Source organism: Streptomyces sp. NPDC014006 (assembly GCF_043088925.1).
Taxonomy (GTDB): domain Bacteria; phylum Actinomycetota; class Actinomycetes; order Streptomycetales; family Streptomycetaceae; genus Streptomyces.
The window spans coordinates 244,192-259,605 of sequence record NZ_JBICAJ010000001.1; the positions used below are offsets into that span (position 1 = coordinate 244,192).

The 15,414-nt window shown below is 72.6% G+C and carries 16 protein-coding genes; 10 read left to right on the top strand and 6 right to left on the bottom strand.

Translation table 11 applies throughout. The annotated features are described in order from the left end of the window. The first annotated feature begins 162 nt into the window (after positions 1-162). A complete protein-coding gene (locus ACF1GV_RS01110) occupies positions 163-558 on the top strand; it encodes a hypothetical protein (protein ID WP_391676744.1) in 396 nt (131 codons plus the stop codon). Positions 559-645: 87 nt separating this feature from the next. Further along, positions 646-2,058: a S28 family serine protease gene (locus ACF1GV_RS01115; RefSeq protein WP_391676745.1), complete on the top strand. Its 1,413-nt coding sequence runs from the start codon at positions 646-648 to the stop codon at positions 2,056-2,058. Positions 2,059-2,441: 383 nt separating this feature from the next. On the opposite strand, the gene ACF1GV_RS01120 is transcribed toward ACF1GV_RS01115, so the two are convergent. Then, complete coding sequence (locus tag ACF1GV_RS01120; protein ID WP_391676746.1) at positions 2,442-4,280, bottom strand: glycoside hydrolase family 3 protein; 1,839 nt, start codon at positions 4,278-4,280, stop codon at positions 2,442-2,444. 267 nt (positions 4,281-4,547) lie between these two features. Between ACF1GV_RS01120 and ACF1GV_RS01125 the strand changes: the two genes are divergently transcribed. Beyond that, entirely contained in the window at positions 4,548-5,174 is a 627-nt protein-coding gene (locus tag ACF1GV_RS01125) for a GNAT family N-acetyltransferase (RefSeq protein ID WP_391676748.1), read from the top strand. Positions 5,175-5,181: 7 nt separating this feature from the next. Here ACF1GV_RS01125 and ACF1GV_RS01130 read toward each other — a convergent pair whose 3' ends face one another. Beyond that, complete coding sequence (locus ACF1GV_RS01130) at positions 5,182-5,982, bottom strand: sugar phosphate isomerase/epimerase family protein (protein ID WP_391676750.1); 801 nt, start codon at positions 5,980-5,982, stop codon at positions 5,182-5,184. Positions 5,983-6,030: 48 nt separating this feature from the next. Then, a complete protein-coding gene (locus tag ACF1GV_RS01135) occupies positions 6,031-6,627 on the bottom strand; it encodes a dihydrofolate reductase family protein (protein ID WP_391676751.1) in 597 nt (198 codons plus the stop codon). Positions 6,628-6,777: 150 nt separating this feature from the next. On the opposite strand from ACF1GV_RS01135, the gene ACF1GV_RS01140 reads away from it, so the two are divergent. Continuing rightward, positions 6,778-7,167 (top strand): tautomerase family protein, encoded by a 390-nt coding sequence (locus tag ACF1GV_RS01140; protein ID WP_391676753.1) that lies wholly within the window; start codon positions 6,778-6,780, stop codon positions 7,165-7,167. A gap of 312 nt (positions 7,168-7,479) precedes the next feature. Here the strand turns inward: ACF1GV_RS01140 and ACF1GV_RS01145 are convergent, their stop codons facing one another. Next, positions 7,480-8,529, bottom strand: a complete 1,050-nt coding sequence (locus ACF1GV_RS01145; protein ID WP_391676754.1) for a LacI family DNA-binding transcriptional regulator — start codon at positions 8,527-8,529, stop codon at positions 7,480-7,482. A 278-nt stretch (positions 8,530-8,807) separates the two neighbouring features. On the opposite strand from ACF1GV_RS01145, the gene ACF1GV_RS01150 reads away from it, so the two are divergent. Genes ACF1GV_RS01150 through ACF1GV_RS01160 form a run of 3 tightly spaced genes read left to right on the top strand, consistent with a single transcriptional unit; the run spans position 8,808 to position 11,940 of the window. Continuing rightward, positions 8,808-9,959: a Gfo/Idh/MocA family protein gene (locus ACF1GV_RS01150; RefSeq protein WP_391676755.1), complete on the top strand. Its 1,152-nt coding sequence runs from the start codon at positions 8,808-8,810 to the stop codon at positions 9,957-9,959. After that, on the top strand, positions 9,956-11,107 hold the full coding sequence (locus ACF1GV_RS01155) for a dihydrodipicolinate synthase family protein (RefSeq protein ID WP_391676757.1): 1,152 nt from the start codon (positions 9,956-9,958) through the stop codon (positions 11,105-11,107). The genes ACF1GV_RS01150 and ACF1GV_RS01155 overlap by 4 nt, the downstream gene beginning before the upstream one ends. Positions 11,108-11,139: 32 nt before the next feature. Continuing rightward, positions 11,140-11,940 (top strand): sugar phosphate isomerase/epimerase family protein, encoded by an 801-nt coding sequence (locus tag ACF1GV_RS01160; protein WP_391678437.1) that lies wholly within the window; start codon positions 11,140-11,142, stop codon positions 11,938-11,940. Positions 11,941-12,131: 191 nt separating this feature from the next. Here the strand turns inward: ACF1GV_RS01160 and ACF1GV_RS01165 are convergent, their stop codons facing one another. Continuing rightward, positions 12,132-13,034, bottom strand: coding sequence for a ribokinase (locus ACF1GV_RS01165; protein WP_391676758.1), 903 nt, complete (start codon positions 13,032-13,034; stop codon positions 12,132-12,134). A gap of 284 nt (positions 13,035-13,318) precedes the next feature. Here ACF1GV_RS01165 and ACF1GV_RS01170 point away from each other — a divergent pair, with 284 nt between their 5' ends. Genes ACF1GV_RS01170 through ACF1GV_RS01180 form a run of 3 tightly spaced genes read left to right on the top strand, consistent with a single transcriptional unit; the run spans position 13,319 to position 14,722 of the window. Next, on the top strand, positions 13,319-13,771 hold the full coding sequence (locus tag ACF1GV_RS01170) for a DUF3995 domain-containing protein (protein WP_391676759.1): 453 nt from the start codon (positions 13,319-13,321) through the stop codon (positions 13,769-13,771). Next, positions 13,752-14,273, top strand: coding sequence for an RNA polymerase sigma factor (locus tag ACF1GV_RS01175; RefSeq protein WP_391676760.1), 522 nt, complete (start codon positions 13,752-13,754; stop codon positions 14,271-14,273). The genes ACF1GV_RS01170 and ACF1GV_RS01175 overlap by 20 nt, the downstream gene beginning before the upstream one ends. Then, a complete protein-coding gene (locus ACF1GV_RS01180) occupies positions 14,270-14,722 on the top strand; it encodes a hypothetical protein (RefSeq protein ID WP_391676762.1) in 453 nt (150 codons plus the stop codon). The genes ACF1GV_RS01175 and ACF1GV_RS01180 overlap by 4 nt, the downstream gene beginning before the upstream one ends. Positions 14,723-14,887: 165 nt before the next feature. Here ACF1GV_RS01180 and ACF1GV_RS01185 read toward each other — a convergent pair whose 3' ends face one another. Continuing rightward, a complete protein-coding gene (locus ACF1GV_RS01185) occupies positions 14,888-15,298 on the bottom strand; it encodes an ATP-binding protein (RefSeq protein WP_391676763.1) in 411 nt (136 codons plus the stop codon). Between the last annotated feature and the right edge of the window lie 116 nt (positions 15,299-15,414).

The window sequence follows — 15,414 nt, forward strand, 5'->3', positions numbered from 1 at the left end:
CCCGCCCCCCCGCACCGATTCCCTGACGGTCGTGCAACCATCCGACACACGTACTGCGTCCGTACACCCGTACGCTTCTTGACGCGTGGACGCACAATCGCGAACCCGCACGGGCGAACCCGCACGCGCGGACGCACAATCGCGGACGTAGGAGGGACGACTGTGGACTGGGGTGGGATACGGCGGCGGACGGCGGTCGGGCTGGGTGTGCTGACCGCGGCCGGGCTGTTCGCGCTGGCCGCGCCGGGCAGTGCCGAGGCCGCCGAGGCGCCCACGCGGTGCGGCGGTCACAGGGTGGCGACGCTGCCCTTTACCACCGGCAGCGTGCAGGTCTACCGGAGTGACGGCTACGTCTGCGCGATCACCGTGCCCCGGCGTCCCGGCCCCCGCCAGACCATGTCGGTCAGCGTGCAGGCGCGCGGCGGGCGTCCGGTGGTGGACCAGGGCCGGTTCATCCAGCGGGCCGGACCGGTCACCGTGCACGCCGGGCACCGCTGCGTACGCGTCCTCGGCACGGTGGGCGGCGGATCGGTCAACTCCGGTTGGATTCTGTGCTGAAGCGTTTTGCCTTTCTTTAACTCCCCCTGGTGGAAACGATGTTGCTCCGATAGCTTCCGGCGCACATCTGTCTCACAAGGAGGGTGCATGCGCAAGGCACTCAGATGGCTGCTGGCGTTCACCGTGCTCATAGGCACGCTGAGCGCGGCGGGCGCGGCCACCGCCGCCGACGCCTCCGGCGGCCAGGACATCAAGGACCGGCTTCTCTCCATACCGGGCATGAGCCTGATACAGGAGAAGCCGTATCCCGGCTACCGCTACTTCGTCCTGAACTTCACGCAGCCGGTCGACCACCGCCACCCCTCGGCCGGCACGTTCCAGCAGCGCATCACCGTGCTGCACAAGGACGTCAGCCGCCCGACGGTCTTCTACACCAGCGGCTACAACGTCTCCACGACCCCGTCCCGCCGCGAGCCCACCCAGATCGTCGACGGCAACCAGGTCTCCCTGGAGTACCGCTACTTCACCCCGTCCCGCCCCGCCCCGGCCGACTGGTCCAAGCTCGACATCTGGCAGGCCGCCAGCGACCAGCACCGCGTCTTCGAGGCGCTGAAGCCGCTCTACTCGAAGAACTGGCTTGCCACCGGCGGCTCCAAGGGAGGCATGACCGCCACCTACTACGAGCGCTTCTATCCGCGGGACATGGACGGCGTCGTCGCCTACGTCGCCCCCAACGACGTGGTGAACAACGAGGACTCGGCCTACGACCGCTTCTTCGCCTCCGTCGGCACCCGGGAGTGCCGCGACAAGCTGAACGCGGTGCAGCGCGAGGCGCTGGTGCGCCGCGAACCGCTGGAGCAGAAGTACGCGGCGTACGCCGCCGAGAACGGCTACACCTTCACCACCATCGGCTCCCTGGACCGCGCCTACGAGGCCGTCGTCCTCGACTACGTGTGGGGCTTCTGGCAGTACAGCCTGCTCGCCGACTGCGACAAGATCCCCGCGAACGCCGCCACGGCGAGCGACGACCAGATCTGGAACTCGATCGACGAGATCTCCGGCTTCTCCGCCTACGCCGACCAGGGCCTGGAGACCTACACGCCGTACTACTACCAGGCGGGCACCCAGCTCGGCGCGCCCACCATCCACTTCCCGCACATCGAGAAGCAGTACATCCGCTACGGCTACCAGCCGCCGCGCAACTTCGTCCCGCGCGAGATCCCGATGCGCTTCCAGCCGTGGGCGATGCGCGACGTCGACACCTGGGTGCGGCACAACGCCCGCCACATGCTCTTCGTGTACGGCCAGAACGACCCGTGGGGCAGCGAGCGCTTCCGCGTCGACAAGGGCGCCAAGGACTCCTACGTCTTCACCGCGCCCGGCCTGAACCACGGCGCCAACGTGGCCGGTCTGCTGCCCGCGCAGAAGGACCTGGCCACCGCCCGCATCCTGCAGTGGGCCGGCGTCCAGCAGGACACCGCGCAGGCCAAGCCGCTGGCGAAGTTCGACAGCCGGCTGGACGTGCGCGACATCGAGCGCGAGCCCGCCCTGCGCCCCTAGGTCACATCCGGCGGGGGCAGCCGGCCGGCTGCGCCCCGCCGAGCCGCACGTACAGGGCCGTGGCCGCCGGGCAGAACGACCGGCCGGCCACGGCCCGCACCACCCGGTACCGCGGCGGGCCGCTGCCGTCGCAAGCCGTCTGGCGGCCTCGCCGTCCCCCGAGCCGTGGACGCAGTCGCCGACGAGGGCGCGGCCCGCCCCCGCCGCCGCTCCCACCCACCCGGCCGGCACCGCCGCCGGCAGCACGCACACCCACCGGCTCCCACGCATCCCCGCCCCCCTCGCACTCTCCGCGACCGGCGTGGCCCGTGGCCGCGGGGGCACGCCAGACGCGCGAGGTGCTTCGGCCGGTCCGGGTGGTGCGCCCGGCGCGGGCCGTGGCGTCAGTACGCCAGGCCGTGCCCGATGGGGTACAGCACCTGAGCCGGATCGTCCGCCCGCATCACCGGCACCGGCAGCTTCCCGCGCGGATCCACCTGCCCGGCGATCACCCGGGCGGCGGCGCGCAGTTCGACGTCGGTCCACGAATAGGACGCCAGGCAGGCGCGTACGTCGGGCAGTTGGGCCACGTCGTAGGGGTTGCGCACGGCGACGGCCACCACCGGCCTGCCCGTCGCGAGGAGCCGCCGCACCAGCGTGCGCTGGTTGCTGCCCGCGGTGACGTTGTACGTCCCGACCACGACCGCGTCCGCGTCCGCCGCGGCGGCGACGGCCCGGTCGATCGTCGCCGCGGAGGGCGCCGTACCGGTGGACAGGGCGGTCGCGGTGAAGCCCAGCTCGGTCAGGGCGGCGGCGAGGACCCCGGTGGGCGGGCCGGTGGTGCCCGACGGGGAGGCCGGGTCGGCGCCCACCACGAGCAGCTTCTTGTGCTCGCGCCGGTTCAGCGGCAGCAGTCCGCCCTCGTTGACCAGCAGCGTCGTCGTCCGCTCGGCGATCCGGTCGGCCGCCGCGAGATGCGCGGGCGTCCCCACCGTGCGCTCCACGCCCGCGTGGCTGACGTACGGCTTGTCGAAGAGTCCGAGGCGCGCCTTGAGCCGCAGGATGCGCAGGATCGACTGATCGAGCCGCTCCTCGGCGAGTTCCCCGGTGCGTACGGCGGTGAGGACGGCGTTCCACGCCACGTCCAGGTCGGGCGGGTTGAGCAGCTGGTCCACGCCCGCCTTCAGCGCGAGCACCGGCACCCGGTCGTCGCCGTACTTGCTGCGCACTCCCTCCATGCCGAGCGAGTCGGTGACCACGACCCCGTCGTAGCCCAGCTCCTCGCGCAGGATGCCGGTGAGGATCGGTCGGGAGAGGGTCGCCGGGTCGCCGGAGGGGTCCAGCGCCGGGAACTGGATGTGCGCCGTCATGATCGAGTCGATGCCGGCCCTGATGGCCGCCCGGAACGGCACCGCGTCCAGCGTCTCCCACTGCTCGCGGCTGTGCGTGATGACCGGGAAGCCGTAGTGGCTGTCGACGGCGGTGTCACCGTGCCCGGGGAAGTGCTTGGCGGTCGCCGCGACCCCCGCTTGCCGGTACCCGCCGACCTCGGCGGCGACCAGTGCGGCGACCGCGTCGGCGTCCGCGCCGAAGGAACGCACGCCGATGACCGGGTTGGCCGGGTTGACGTTCACGTCGGCGACGGGGGAGTAGTCCTGCCGGATGCCGATCGCGCGCAGTTCGGCGCCGGAGATGCGGCCGAGGGTGCGCGCGTCGGAGCGGGAGCCGCCGGCACCTATCGCCATCGCGCCGGGGAAGAGCGTGGCGGGCCTGCCGACGCGGCACACGATGCCGTGCTCCTGGTCGGTGGAGAGGAGCAGGGGCAGTCCGCGCGGCAGCTTCAGGGACGCCTGCTGGATGCCGTTGGACAGGTCGGCGATCTGCTGCGGGTCGCGGGTGTTGTGCGCCCACACGAAGTAGATGATGCCGCCGACGCGGTACTTCTCGACCAGTTCGGCGGCCGTGCGGACCCCGATCTCGGCGAGGTTGGCGTCGATGTCGGCCTGGTCGGGGGCGGTCGCCGAGTGGCCGAAGACCCGCATGACGAAGAGCTGGCCGACCTTTTCCTCCAGGGACATCCGGGAGATGAGGTCGCGCAGTGTGCGTTCGTCGTGCGGGGCGGCGGTGGCCGTCGTGGCGGGCCCGACGGCGAGGGCGGCGGTCAGGCCGGCCGTCGCGGCGAGGACGGTGCGTCTGGCGGGTCGTGCGGTGTTTCCCGTGCTGTCCGTGCTGGCGTGGTGCACGTGCGCTCCTTCCGGAGGGGGAACCGCTGAAGGAAACTTCCGAGAGGTCACCAATATCCGGAAAGTTTCTGCCAGTCAAGACGGTGCGCAGGGTGACGCAGCCGGTGCGGATCGAGTCAACCGGCGTGCTCCATGCCCCTGATGGCGAGCCGTCCGACGACGAGCAGCTGACGCACGCGGGTGTTATTTCGGTCGACGACCGGGGCCCGGCTGCGGAAAACTCTCCGCTCGTCGGCAGCGGTGCACGCGAGGGAGAGGTGGCACGGGGTGGGCTTCACGCTGAAGGGCCCGGTTCTGGAGGGCGCACTCGTGCGCCTGGAGCCGCTGGAGCACCGGCACGCCGCCGGGCTTGCGGAGGCGGCCGAGGAGAACCGGGACACCTACGCCTTCACCTGGGTGCCGCGCACCCACGAGGTCCCGGCGTACGTCGACGCCCAGTTGGCCCGCGCGGCGGCCGGAACCCTGGCCCCCTACGCCCAGGTGTCCCGGGCGACGGGACGGGTCGTGGGCACCACGTCGTACTGGGACCCGCGCAGCTGGCGGTCTGAGGACCGGCTCGACGCGATCGAGATCGGCTTCACCTGGCTCGCGGCCTCCGCGCAGGGCACCGGCGTCAACGCCGAGGCCAAGCTGCTGCTGCTCCGCCACGCCTTCGAGGAGTGGGGCGTGGCCCGCGTGGACCTCAAGACCGACGCCCGCAACGCCCGCTCCCGCGCCGCCATCGAGTCGGTCGGCGCCCGTTTCGAGGGCATCCTGCGCAACTGGTCCCGCTCCTGGGTGCCGGGCGAGGAGGACGACCTGCGCGACTCGGCGATCTTCTCGATCACGGCGTCCGAGTGGCCCGAGTGCCGCAAGCGGCTGGAGGGCCGGGTCGCGCGCTACACGGCCAGGTGAACGGGGGTCAGGCCGACTCGTTGAGCAGCCGCGCCAGATGCTCCCGCCCGGCGTCCAGCAGCCCCGGCAGCGGCGCCGCCGACTCGTACCACCGCTTCTCGTACTCCCAGCACAGCCAGCCGTCCCAGCCGTGCCGGGAGAGTTCCTCCACGACCTCCGCCAGCGGCAGCACCCCGGCGCCCAGCGCCACCGGGGTCGTGTCGTCGGCCGAGGCGATGTCCTTGACCTGGACGTAGCCCAGGTGCGGGGCGAGCGCGGCGTACGTCTGCGACGGCTGCTCGCCGCCCAGCCAGGTGTGCATCACGTCCCACAGCGCGCCCACGCTGCGGTGCCCGACGGGGCCGAGAACGCGGATCGCGTCGGCGCCGGTGCGGTGCGAGTCGTGGGTCTCCAGCAGGACGCGCACGCCCAGCGCGGAGGCGTCCTCCGCGGCCGTGCCGAGCCGCCGCGCGGCCGTCGCGTCGGCCTCCTCGCGCGACTGCTCCGGGCGGCCGCCGGGGAAGACGCGGACGAAGGGCGCGCCGAGGTCGTGGGCCAGTTGGAGCAGGGCGCGGATCTCGTCCAGTACGGGCCCGTCGTCGCCCGGCGCGGCCACGCGCGCGTACCCGGCGACACCGAGCAGTTCCACACCGGCCGCCTTGAACGCGCCGGCCGTATCGGCCCGTTCGGCCGGGGAGAGCCCCGGGTGCACCGGCTCCTCTGGATGGGCGCGCAGCTCCACGCCGTGATAGCCGTGCGCGGTGGCCAGGCTCAGCACGTCGGGCAGGGGCAGACCGGGAACGCCGAGAGTGGAGAACGCCAGCTTCATGTCCAGGACCCTACTCGCAGCCCGCCGCTTCAAACCTGCGCCCCGCGGCTACTCCTGCGCCACCGCCCGGTAGACGCACACCTCGGCGCCCGTCTTCGCGGTCACCGTCGAGACCAGCTGGAACGGCCGCCGCACCCCGTCCGGCGGGAAGATCGACATCCCGCCGCCGAGCAGCACCGGCATCCGGATCAGCATCAGCTCGTCGAGCATCCCCTCGGCCAGCAGCGAGCGCACCAGACGCGGGCTGCCCGCGATCAGCAGATCGCCCCCCGGCGTGGCCCGCAGGTCCTCGATCCGCTCCATCACCTCACCGGCCCGGATCAGCCGCATGTTGTCCCAGGGCAGGTCGGACTCGTCCAGAGTGCCGGAGACGAGGTACGTGCCGACCGTGTTCATCCGGTCGGCGAAGATCTCCCCGGCCCGCTCCGGCCACAGCGTGGCCATGGCCTGCCAGGTCCGCTCCCCGCACAGCAGCACGTCCGCCTTGGCGAGCGCCCCCTCGAACGCGCCGCCGACGACCTCCGGATCGACATACGGAAGCGACCAGCCGCCGTGCGCGAAGTCGCCGTCGGCGTCCTCCTCCGGCTCGCCGGGCGCCTGTACGACACCGTCGAGACTGATGAACTCGCTGGCCACGGTACGCATGGGACTCATTCCTGCCTTGTGCGGGCCCGCCCAGTATCGCGCTGCTATGCCCGCAGGTGGCCCATTTGCACGCCGCGAAACACGGACTTCGCCCAGCGACTGCTGTACCTACTAGTATGTACGGCTACTCGCCCGACCCCTGGAGCCCGCATGCCACTGGTCCGCATAGACACCCTGGGCCCGGACACCGTCCGCCTGCACACGCTCGGTGACGTGGTGCACCAGGCGCTCATGGAGACCCTGGGCATCCCGCCCGAGGACCGCTTCCAGATCCTGACCACCCACGACGGCACGACCAGCACCCTGCGCTACGGCGACCACCTCGGCATCCCCCACGACGACGGTGCCGTCCTCGTCGCCGTCACCCTGCGCGCCGGCCGCAGCCCGTCACAGAAGCGGGCCCTGTACCGCCGCATAGCCGAGCTGGCCGAGGCGCGCGCCGGCGTCGAGCCGCGCAACGTAGTGATCACGCTGTACGAGAACGCCTCACCGGACTGGTCCTTCGGCCACGGCGAGGCCCAGTACGACACCGAAAACTGACCGCCGCACCCGCGTACGAGGGAAGGGGAGGGGGCGCAGCGGCCGGCACCGACCAACGGCACCCCCGTCGGAAACGGCCGGCCGGACCGAGGACGGACACCCCCCACCCCGTCCCCGACCCACAACGCACCGCAGGCGCTACCGCAACCGGCCACCGGACAGCAACGGGCCGCCGCAGGCATCGAAGGGGCGCGGGGAACGGCGCGAGCAGCCACAACGAAACCGGCACGGGCCGCCACAGGCACCGGCGACCAGCCACCACGAAACCGGCACAGGCCACCGCCGGCACCCGACCCGGCGCCGCAGGCACTGTCACCCCACCCGAGGCCCCCCCGTGGACCCCCGCACCATCAGCTCCCCCCGCACCGTAGCGATCCCCCCAGGCGGAGCCTCCTCGCGGCCCATCGCGATGCGCCCCGCACGCGCCCCCGCCTCCGCCAGAGGCAACCGCACGGTCGTCAGCGACGGCACCGCGTCGATGCTGAACGGCAGGTCGTCGAAGCCGGCGACGGACGCGTCCTCGGGGATGCGCCGCCCCGACTCCCGCAGCGCGGCACACGCACCGAGCGCCACGGAGTCGTTCGCGGCCACGACAGCCGTCAGCGACGGGTCCCGCCGCAGCAGCTCCAGTGTGGCCTCGTAGCCGGACTGCCGGTCGTAGCGCCCGTGCACGGTCCAGCCGGGCTGCTCCTCGACGCCGGCCGCGGCCAGCGCCTCGCGGTGCCCCTCCAGCCGGTGCCGGGTGGTGGTGCGCTCCTCGGGTCCGGCGATGTAGCCGAGCCGCCGGTGCCCGAGGCCGATGAGGTGCTCGGTGAGCCGGCGTGCGCCGCCGCGGTTGTCGAATGTCAGCGCGATCACGCCGGCGTCCGGCGCCGGCGGCCGCCCGCACAGCACCACCTTCGTGCCGGCCTCGCCCAGCTTGCGCAGCTTCGTCGTCATGGCCGCCTGGTGCGCCGCGTCCTCGATGGCCCCGCCGGTCAGCACCACGGCCGCCGCCCGCTGACGTTGCAGCAGCGTGAGGTAGGTCAGCTCGCGCTCCGGTGAGCCGCCCGTGTTGCACACGACCGCGAGTCTCTCGCCGCCCGCGCGCCCGCCCGGCCCGCCGATCTCACCCTGTATGGCGCTCGCCATGATCCCGAAGAAGGGGTCGGCGATGTCGTTCACCAGGATGCCGACCAGGTCGGAGGTGGCCGCGGCCAGTGAGCTGGCCGGGCCGTTCAGGACGTAGTCCAGCTCGTCCACGGCCTTGAGCACCCGCTCCCGGGTGGAGGCCGCCACCGGGTAGTTGCCGTTCAGTACGCGCGACACCGTCGCGGGGGAGACCTGCGCGCGGGCCGCCACGTCCGCCAGGGTCACCGTCATCTCGTCCTCCGGTCGCGCATCTCGTTGTACGCCCTCGTACACACCCGGGCCCACGGCCACGGTTCCGAGCAGACCTTAAGGCCACCCGGCGCGGGTGTTCGCCCCCTCGAACAACTCGCCCGGTCCGCAGCCTTGTACAGACCACTGCCGAGAGGCTAGCTTTTCACGATAGAAAGCGCTTGCTGTACATCTTTGCCACACGGCTCACCCGCCGATCCGGCCGCCGGGCCCGATCCGGCCGATCTACCGGGCGCGCCCGCGCCCACGAAGGGACTGACGTGACACGCAAGACGGTGCGCATCGCCATGAACGGCGTGACCGGGCGCATGGGTTACCGCCAGCACCTGGTCCGCTCGATCCTGGCCATCCGCGACCAGGGCGGGCTCGACCTCGGCGACGGCACCGTGCTGTGGCCCGAGCCGATCCTGCTCGGCCGCCGCGAACACGCGCTGAAGACGCTTGCCGACCGGCACGGCCTGGAGCACTTCTCGACCGACGTCGACGCGGTCCTCGCCGACGAGAGCGTGGACATCTATTTCGACGCCCAGGTCACCTCCGCCCGCGAGGAGGCCATCAGGAAGGCCATCGCGGCCGGCAAGCACATCTACACCGAGAAGCCCACCGCGACCGGCCTGGACGGCGCCCTGGAACTGGCCCGCCTCGCCCGGGAGAGGGGCATCAAGCACGGCGTCGTCCAGGACAAGATCTTCCTGCCGGGCCTGCTGAAGCTGAAGCGGCTGATCGACGGCGGCTTCTTCGGCCGGATCCTGTCCGTGCGCGGCGAGTTCGGCTACTGGGTCTTCGAGGGCGACTGGCAGGAGGCCCAGCGCCCGTCGTGGAATTACCGTGCCGAGGACGGCGGCGGCATCGTCGTCGACATGTTCCCGCACTGGGAGTACGTCCTGCACGAGCTGTTCGGCCGCGTGACCTCCGTCCAGGCCCTCACCGCCACCCACATCCCGCAGCGCTGGGACGAGGACGGCAAGCCCTACGACGCCACCGCCGACGACGCCGCCTACGGCATCTTCGAACTGGAAGGCGGCGCGATCGCCCAGATCAACTCCTCCTGGGCGGTCCGCGTCAACCGCGACGAACTGGTCGAGTTCCAGGTCGACGGCACCGAGGGCTCCGCCGTCGCGGGCCTGCGCAGCTGCCGCGCCCAGCACCGCTCCGCCACCCCCAAGCCGGTGTGGAACCCGGACATCCCCGCCACCGAGGTCTTCCGCGACCAGTGGCAGGAGGTCCCGGACAACCAGGAGTTCGACAACGGTTTCAAGGCCCAGTGGGAGCTGTTCCTCAAGCATGTCCACGCCGGTGCCGACTACCACTGGGACCTGCTCGCCGGCGCCCGCGGCGTGCAGCTCGCCGAGCTGGGCCTGAAGTCCTCGGCCGAGGGCCGCCGTATCGAGGTTCCGGAGATCGCGCTGTGACCATCCGCCTTCCCGACGCCCAGGGCGGCCTGCGGGTGTACGAGCCGCGCACCGACCCGCTCGCGCTCACCCCCGCCGCCCCCTTCACCTCCCGCACGGTCTTCTCCGCGGCGCACGTCGTCGCCGACCCGTTCGCCGACGTCGGCCCCGACTCCCCGGCCGCCGTCGACTGGGACGCCACCCTCGCCTTCCGCCGCCACCTGTGGTCCCACGGGCTCGGTGTCGCCGAGGCCATGGACACCGCCCAGCGCGGTATGGGCCTGCACTGGTCGGGCGCGGCCGAACTGATCCGCCGCTCCGCCGCCGAGGCGCGTGCCGTGGGCGGCCGTATCGCCTGCGGGGTGGGCACCGACCAGATCACCGGCGGTTCGCTCGCCGAGATCCGCGCCGCCTACGAGGAGCAGCTCGCCGTCGTCGAGGAGGCGGGCGCGCAGGCCATCCTCATGGCCTCCCGCGCGCTCGCCGCGACCGCGAAGAGCCCCGAGGACTACCTCGAGGTGTACGGCCACCTGCTGCGCCAGTCCGCCGAACCGGTGATCCTGCACTGGCTCGGCCCCATGTTCGACCCAGGGCTGGAGGGCTACTGGGGATCGGCGGACCTGGACGCGGCGACCGATGTGTTCCTGGACGTCATCGCCGCCCACCCGGACAAGGTCGACGGCATCAAGGTGTCGCTGCTGGACGCCCGGCGCGAGATCGACCTGCGCCGCCGCCTGCCGCACGGCGTGCGCTGCTACACCGGCGACGACTTCAACTACCCGGAGCTGATCGCGGGTGACGAGCAGGGCTTCAGCCACGCACTGCTCGGCATCTTCGACCCGCTGGGCCCGCTGGCGGCCGAGGCGGTCCGCGTCCTGGACACCGGTGACACGGCCGGCTTCCGCGCCCTGCTCGACCCGACGGTGGAACTCTCCCGCCATCTCTTCCAGACCCCGACCCGCTACTACAAGACCGGCGTGGTCTTCCTCGCCTGGCTGGCCGGCCACCAGACGCACTTCACGATGGTCGGCGGCCTGCAGTCGGCCCGCTCCCTGCCGCACTTCGCCCGCGCCTACGAACTCGCCGACGCCCTCGGCCTGTTCCCCGACCCCAAGCTGGCCGAGGAGCGGATGAAGACCCTGCTGAGCCTGTACGGAGTGAACCAGTGACCGGCGACCTGTCCCGCTTCTCCATCAACCAGATGACGGTCAAGCAGCTGTCCCTGCCGGAACTCGCCGACGCGTGCGGTCACTTCGGCATCGGCAACGTGGGCCTGTGGCGGGAACCGGTCCAGGCGTACGGCCTGGAGGCGACCGCCAAGCTGGTCCGCGACGCGGGTCTCAGTGTCACGACCCTGTGCCGCGGCGGCTTCCTGACGGCGACCGACCCGGCCGAGCGCGCCCGTGCCCTCGAGGACAACCGGCGCGCGGTCGAGGAGGCGGCCACCCTCGGCACGGACGTCCTGGTCCTGGTCTCCGGCGGCCTCCCGGCCGGCTCCAAGGATCTGCGCGGCGCCCGCGAACGCATCGCCGACGCGCTCGCCGAGCTGGGCCCCTACGCCGAGCGGCACGGCGTGAAGCTGGCGATCGAACCGCTGCACCCCATGTTCGCCTCGGACCGCTGTGTCGTCTCCACCCTCGCGCAGGCCCTGGACCTCGCCGAACGCTTCCCCGCCCACCAGGTGGGCGTGACCGTGGACACGTACCACGTCTGGTGGGACGACCGGGCGCCCGCGCAGATCGCCCGGGCCGGGGCGAGCGGCCGTATCCACACCTTCCAGCTCGCCGACTGGACCACCCCGCTCCCCGCGGGCGTCCTCAACGGCCGCGGCCAGATCGGCGACGGCGCGGTCGACATGCGCGAGTGGACGGCGTACGTGGACGCGGCCGGTTACACCGGCCCCATCGAGGTCGAGCTGTTCAACGAGGAGTTGTGGGCGCGGGACGGACGGGAGGTGCTGGCCGAGACCGCGGAACGGTTTCTCGCACACGTGATCGAATGACGGGGCCGGAAAAAATAATCGCGGAAGCGGTACAACCGTTTCCGCACCTGGCCGGTCGTACTGGGCGTCGGAGCTTCTGGGGGAGGGAACCCGGGGGGGATTCAAGGGGCTTCGGCGGGGGGAAAGCCGAGGGGCCCGGTCGTGGACCGGGCCCCTCGAAGACATTCAGGCCGGCATGGGGCGGCCGTGCCTCACAGCGCGGCCACCTCGTCCGCCGTCGGATACGACTCCTGCGCGCCCCGCCGGGTCACGGCCGCCGCCCCGACCCGCGCCGCGTACGCCGCCGCGTCCGCCAAGGACGCGCCCGTTCCCAGCTTCCACGCCAGCGCCGCCGTGAACGCGTCCCCGGCGCCGGTGGTGTCCACGGCGGTCACGTTGACCGACGGCACCCGGGTCACGCCCTCCGCGGAGGCGACCAGCGCGCCCTCTCCGCCCAGAGTGATCACCACCGAGCGTGGGCCCTTCGCCAGCAGGATGCGCGCCCAGTCCTCGGGCGTGTCCCCGACCGCGGCGTCCCCGAGGATCACCTTCGCCTCGTGCTCGTTGACGATCAGCGGATCGCAGGCGTCCAGCACCTCCCGCGGCAGCGGCCGCGGCGGCGACGGGTTCAGCACGAACCGGCTGCCCTCCGCCAGCGACCGGACGACCTCCACGACCGACTCCAGCGGGATCTCCAGCTGCGCCGACACCACCGTGGACGCCTGGAACAGGCTGCCCGCGGCCCGGACGTCCGCCGGGGTGAGCCGGCCGTTGGCGCCTGGGGACACCACGATGCTGTTGTCCCCGGACGGATCGACCGTGATCAGCGCGACGCCCGTCGGCGCCCCGCCGACCAGCACCCCCACGGTGTCCACCCCGGCCGCCCGCTGCGAGTCCAGCAGCAGCCGGCCGTACGCGTCGTCACCGACCCGCGCCAGCAGCGCCGTACGCGCCCCGAGCCGGGCCGCCGCGACCGCCTGGTTGGCGCCCTTGCCGCCCGGGTGGACGACCAGGTCGGAGCCGAGGACGGTCTCCCCGGCCGCCGGGCGCCGCTCCACGCCGACCACCAGATCGGCGTTGGCCGAGCCCACGACCAACAGGTCGTAGTCATACATCACTTGACTCCCCACCGTCAGCCACCGAAGCCGGCCCCGCCGTCGCGCACGACGAACTTCACCGGCACTGTCATCTCGCCCCCGGCGATCCGCCGGCCGGGCCGGCCGGTGCGCCGTGAACCCGTACAGCGTGCCAGCCCCGCACCCGCGGCGAGGGGATCCGGGCTGCTCCCGGCCGTGTGGGTGACGGCTCCGTGTAACAAGTCCGGTGGCCGAGGGAACGTTTCGCGTGAGCGGCTCCTCTGGTGGGCGACGGATTACCGAAGCCGCCCCAGGAGGACCCCATGCCGCACCACCCCGGCACCGCCGCCCCGGCCCGCGCCGCCCTGCTCGTCACCGCGGTGCTCACCGCGGACGCCCTGCTCCACCTGTACTGGACGACCGGCGCCACCTGGCCGGCGGCCGACGGCAGCAGCCTGTCCGAGGCGGTCCTCGGCACGGACGTGCCCTTCACGCCGCCGATCCTGCTGCCTCTCGTAGCGGTCCTCCTGACCGGCGCCGCCTGCGTGTTCGCCCACTCCCTCCGACCCCGCCACCCGGTCCTGCGGCTCGCCACCCTGGCCGTGACGGCGGGTCTCTCGCTGCGCGCCCTCGCCGGGATCTACTGGCTGTTCGCCAAGGACACCGGCACGGCCTTCTACTGGCTCAACCTCGCGCTCTACACCCCCCTCTGCGCCGTGCTGGCCGTGGCCGCGCTGCGCGTTGCGCGGTGGAAGGATGAGGTCCGTGCCCGTTGAGCGACCCGGTGACCGGACGACCCGGTTGGTGCGCGCGGCCCAGCGCGGCGACACCCTCGCCATGGCCGAACTCCTGGACCTCCTGGCCCCGTACGTGGGGCGGATCTGCGCGCCCATCGCGCTGGACCAGAAGGCGGACGCGGCGCAGGAAGCCCTGGTGGCGGTCTTCAGGTCACTGCCCACCCTGAAGGATCCGGCCGCCCTGCACGGCTGGGTGCGTGCCATCGCGGTGCGCGAGGCGGTCCGCACCGCGCAACGCGCCGCCCGGACCGTACCGGCCGACCTGAGCACGCTCCCGGCCCGGGGCGACCCGCAGCTGTCCGCCGACATCAGGGACGTACTGGAGCGGCTCTCCCCCGAACACCGCGCGGTGCTGATGCTGCGTGACGTGGAGGGTCTGGACGAGCGCACCGCCGCCGCTCTGCTCGGCGTGCGCACGGGCACCGTCAAATCGCGGCTCCACCGGGCGCGCGACACCTTCCGGAAGGCGTGGACGTCATGAACGAGTTCTGGCCCACCACCGACGTCGACCCCGTGCGCCGCCTGAACGCCCTGGCCGCCGGCGTGCGCGGCGCGCACGTGACCGAGGTGTACGTCGACGCGCCCTTCGAGCGGGTCTGGTCCCTGCTCGGTGACCTGGAGGGCGGCTTCGGACAGGTGGTGACCGACATGGAACGGCTGCGCGTCGTCCACCGGCGGGGCGAGCGTGTCGAGGCGCTGGCCCGCAGCAGGTTCGGCCTGCGGGCCCGGCTGCGCGGAGTGCAACGCCCGGGCTGGTGCTGGCTGCAGAGCCGCTTCCTGCTGATCGGAGTGGCGGCGACCCCGGAGGGCACGGGCACGAGGGTGGCCTTCACGGGCGGAGTCCGCGTACCGGCCCGCGCGGCCCTGATCCCGGTGGGCGTGCGCCGCGAGGGTGCCCGCAACGCGTCGCGGCTGACGGCGCTGCTGTGAGCGGTGCGGCGCCCGCCCTCCGTCCCCGGCAGGGCGCCACCCCTCGGCTCCCTCTCCCGCGGACAACTCCGCGACGCGGGCGGCGTGTACGGCGCGCCGGGCGACGACCGCCGGCGGAGCCTGCCCGGGAAACCGAACCGGATCGGCCGTGACGCCCGGCGACCGCTACGCGGCCACCAGCTGGCACCAGACGTACTTCCCCCGATCCCCGAACCGGGCCGACGGCTGCCAGCCCCACAGGTCGGCGCAGGCCGTGACCAGTCCCAGACCCCGGCCCTCCTCCGACTCCGCGACCTGGTCCCACGCCCGTGGCGGCTCGGGCGGCGCGGGGTCCGTGTCCCACGCCCCGATCCACACCAGGCCCTCGGGGGTACGGCGGACCCGGAGTGCGGCCGGCCCCTTGGTGTGCCGCACGGCGTTCGACACCAGCTCGGCCGCGAGCAGCTCCGCGGTGTCGACGAGGCCGATGAGACCGTGCAGGGTCAGAATCAGGCGCAGGGTGCGGCGGCACACGGTCACGGCTCTGACGTCGTTGGGGATGTAGAGCGTGTAGTCCCAGGTCTCGTTCTCGGGCATGCGGAAGCAACTCCGTTCGGTGGAAGGGGATTTCACGCGCGGTGGCATCGCCGCGGGCGTCGTGGCAGGACGGTGCGGTGCACTTCCGGTGCGTGTGCGCTTCGTTACAGACCGTA

Coding starts and splice junctions, on each gene's coding strand:
- ACF1GV_RS01180 (WP_391676762.1), top strand. CDS start 14,270: ATGAACGAGTTCTGGCCCACCACCGACGTCGACCCCGTGCGCCGCCTG.
- ACF1GV_RS01185 (WP_391676763.1), bottom strand. CDS start 15,298: ATGCCCGAGAACGAGACCTGGGACTACACGCTCTACATCCCCAACGAC.
- ACF1GV_RS01135 (WP_391676751.1), bottom strand. CDS start 6,627: ATGCGTACCGTGGCCAGCGAGTTCATCAGTCTCGACGGTGTCGTACAG.
- ACF1GV_RS01115 (WP_391676745.1), top strand. CDS start 646: ATGCGCAAGGCACTCAGATGGCTGCTGGCGTTCACCGTGCTCATAGGC.
- ACF1GV_RS01145 (WP_391676754.1), bottom strand. CDS start 8,529: ATGACGGTGACCCTGGCGGACGTGGCGGCCCGCGCGCAGGTCTCCCCC.
- ACF1GV_RS01175 (WP_391676760.1), top strand. CDS start 13,752: ATGAGGTCCGTGCCCGTTGAGCGACCCGGTGACCGGACGACCCGGTTG.
- ACF1GV_RS01170 (WP_391676759.1), top strand. CDS start 13,319: ATGCCGCACCACCCCGGCACCGCCGCCCCGGCCCGCGCCGCCCTGCTC.
- ACF1GV_RS01140 (WP_391676753.1), top strand. CDS start 6,778: ATGCCACTGGTCCGCATAGACACCCTGGGCCCGGACACCGTCCGCCTG.
- ACF1GV_RS01160 (WP_391678437.1), top strand. CDS start 11,140: ATGACGGTCAAGCAGCTGTCCCTGCCGGAACTCGCCGACGCGTGCGGT.
- ACF1GV_RS01165 (WP_391676758.1), bottom strand. CDS start 13,034: ATGTATGACTACGACCTGTTGGTCGTGGGCTCGGCCAACGCCGATCTG.
- ACF1GV_RS01130 (WP_391676750.1), bottom strand. CDS start 5,982: ATGAAGCTGGCGTTCTCCACTCTCGGCGTTCCCGGTCTGCCCCTGCCC.